Annotated in this window: 3 protein-coding genes and 1 pseudogene; 2 read left to right on the top strand and 2 right to left on the bottom strand. The window is 63.0% G+C overall.

The genetic code is table 11. The annotated features are described in order from the left end of the window. Positions 1–526 (bottom strand): hypothetical protein (locus EN906_RS29930; protein ID WP_164777466.1); only part of this gene is annotated, 526 nt, incomplete at its 3' end. On the opposite strand from EN906_RS29930, the gene EN906_RS29925 reads away from it, so the two are divergent. Both EN906_RS29925 and EN906_RS29920 read left to right on the top strand, forming a co-directional pair. Beyond that, positions 521–1,708: an OmpA family protein gene (locus EN906_RS29925; RefSeq protein ID WP_127328061.1), complete on the top strand. Its 1,188-nt coding sequence runs from the start codon at positions 521–523 to the stop codon at positions 1,706–1,708. The genes EN906_RS29930 and EN906_RS29925 overlap by 6 nt on opposite strands. Positions 1,709–2,013: 305 nt before the next feature. After that, positions 2,014–2,529 carry a TIGR00645 family protein gene (locus tag EN906_RS29920; protein WP_127269030.1) on the top strand — a complete coding sequence of 172 codons (516 nt, stop codon included), beginning with the start codon at positions 2,014–2,016 and terminating at the stop codon, positions 2,527–2,529. A gap of 122 nt (positions 2,530–2,651) precedes the next feature. Here the strand turns inward: EN906_RS29920 and EN906_RS39045 are convergent. Beyond that, a pseudogene (locus EN906_RS39045) lies at positions 2,652–2,743 on the bottom strand (short chain dehydrogenase); the annotation flags it as partial.

Here is a 2,743-nt window from a genome sequence, read left to right as displayed (position 1 = left end):
ACAGCAGCCACGCCGGAAGAAGCGCGACCAGCAGCAGCAAACCGAGCAGGCGCCGGCCGAACAGGCCGCGCCAGCCGAGGAACAGCAGCCGCGCAGGAAAAAGCGCGACCAGCAGCAGCAAACCGAGCAGGCGCCGGCCGAACAGGCAGCGCCAGCCGAGGAACAGCAGCCGCGCAGGAAGAAGCGCGACCAGCAGCAGCAAACCGAGCAGGCTCCGGCCAACCAGGCGGAACCGGCCAACGACAATCAGCCCGGCGAGCAGGCCAAGCCGCGCAAGAAGAACAGGCAGGACCAGCAGGCCCAACCTGAAGTCGCCCCGGCACCGAAAGAGGCTCCCGCTGGAGAGGCGACGGTCCCTGCCGGCGAACAGCCCGCGGCCCAGGGCGAGCAGCCCCAGGACACGACGAAGAAGCGTGTCAGGAAACCTGTTGGCGAGCAGCCGGCCACAGCCGAACAGCCAGCCACCGGCGAACAACCGGCCAATGGTCAGACGGCAGCACCGGCACAGGGCGAAAACCCGGTGCAAGGCGAAGCACCGGCCGATCCAAACGCCGCTCCCATCCTGGACAGCCAGAAGGACGCCGAGCGCAGGGGCGGCCGCAAGCAGGGCGACAAGATCGTCCCCCAGGATGGCGAGCAGCAGAATGGCGGGCAAAATGCCCAGCAAGGTGGCGATCAGGGCCGCAAGCCGGTGGCTGCTCCCATCGACCAAGGTCCGCCGCCCACCGACGACAGGGCCGCACAACAGGAGATCAAGCCCGAGAAGATCGCGCCGGTGACCGAGGAAAAGGGCACGCGCGTAGAGCGTGCGCCCGATGAGAACGTCCGTGACCGCCGGCGTCCGAAAGGCGTCGACGTCGTCAGGGAGCTCGGCGACCGCGTCATCCTGCAGTTCAACAACCAGACATTCGTCGAGAGCAATGACGCCCCGCGCATGACCCGCGGCGCCAGGAACGTCTATTATGAGGATCTCTCGGGCGACCGCACCCGGGAAATCGTCGAGCGCGACAACGGTGTCCAGATCGTCACCATCCGCAACCGCTATGGCGACGTCATCCAGCGTTCGCGCATTGCGCCGGATGGACGCGAATATGTGCTGAGCTATGTCGACGAGCGGCACTATCAGGATGAGAGCGACTGGCGCGATCCAGGCGATGACCTGCCGCCGATGCGGCTGACAATCCCGCGCGAGGAGTACATTCTGGACTCCGAGGATGTCGAAGATCCGGACGACTACTACACCTTCCTCGAACAGCCACCGGTGGAGAAGGTCCAGCGCCTCTACTCGATCGACGAGGTCAAACGTTCGGCCCGCGTGCGCGACATCGCACGGCGCGTCGATCTCGACACGCTCAACTTCGAATTCGGCTCGGCCTCGATCTCCGACACCGAGGTGCAGAAGCTCGAGGGCGTCGCCACCGCCATGGAGAAGCTGTTGAAAAAGAACCCGGCCGAGACCTTCCTGATCGAAGGTCATACCGACGCGGTCGGCACACCGGAGGCTAACCTGGCCCTTTCCGATCGCCGCGCGGAATCAGTGGCGGAAGCGCTCACCAACGCCTTCGGCATCCCGCCGGAAAACCTGACGACGCAGGGCTATGGCGAGGAGTATCTGAAGGTCAACACGTCGGCGCCGAACCGCGAGAACCGGCGCGTCGGCATTCGCCGCATCACCTCGCTGGTGGCACCGGTCGCCAGCAACAATTAGGTCATGATTTCAAAACCATGACCCGGTTTGTGGAATCGGCACGAGAAGCACCCATCCCCGGCACCGCCGGGGATGGGTGGATGTGACGGGTTCAACAAGAATTGTACGGGCATTAGACACGGCTCATTGAATCGCGAGCCCAGCCACCCCAGATTCGGTGCTGGGCGTTCCCTGCCCCGTCCCGACTCCAGCGGGACGCATTGAACCCCGCCGGACCTTGTTCGGCGGGGTTTTTTGTCTTGCAAACGGTGGCGGCGTGGCCGAATACGACCATTGTCTGAGAGATAACCAGCCGGAATCATCCCATGAAGCGTCTCGAACTCGCCATCGAATCGATCATTCTCGCTTCACGCTGGTTGCTCGTCGTTTTCTATATCGGCCTGGCCCTGGCATTGGCCGTCTATGCGCTGTCATTCGGCAAGAAGCTTTATGAGTTCATTACCCTGGCGTTCACGCTCGGTGACACCGACACCATCCTCAAGATGCTCGGCCTGATCGATGCCGCACTGGTTGCCTCGCTGGTGGTGATGGTCATCATCTCGGGCTACGAGAACTTCGTCAGCCGCTTCGACGACCAGGAGGGTGGCGTGCACTGGCTGGGCACCATCGATGTCGGCTCGCTGAAGGTCAAGGTTGCCTCGACCATCGTCGCCATCTCGTCCATCCACCTTTTGCAGGTGTTTTTGAACTCGTCGACCTACACGACCGACCAGCTGATGTGGCTGACCATCATCCATCTCGCCTTCGTCGTCTCGGCCCTCATGCTCGCCTATATCGACCGGCTGATGGGCCTCGGCAAAGGCAAGAAGGATGAGGCGTAAGCAAGCGCCTGCCGGACCTTGAATCACTCCGGCAGGTTGGCGCCCTATCGCTTTGTGAGCAAGGCTTTGCCGTGGCTCAGCCACGGCGGATGGCTTAGCTCGACGCTCACAATGACGCGGATCTAGTAGATGCTCTTGATCTTGCTGTCCGTGCGGGCAAACACCTCGTCAGGGACAAAGAAATCTCCGGCCAGAGGCCCGGTCGCACCTGGCG

This window comes from Mesorhizobium sp. M7A.F.Ca.CA.004.06.1.1, from assembly GCF_003999135.1.
GTDB lineage: Bacteria > Pseudomonadota > Alphaproteobacteria > Rhizobiales > Rhizobiaceae > Mesorhizobium.
The sequence above is the reverse complement of the archived record's forward strand: the minus strand, read 5'-3'. Positions and strand labels throughout refer to the sequence as shown.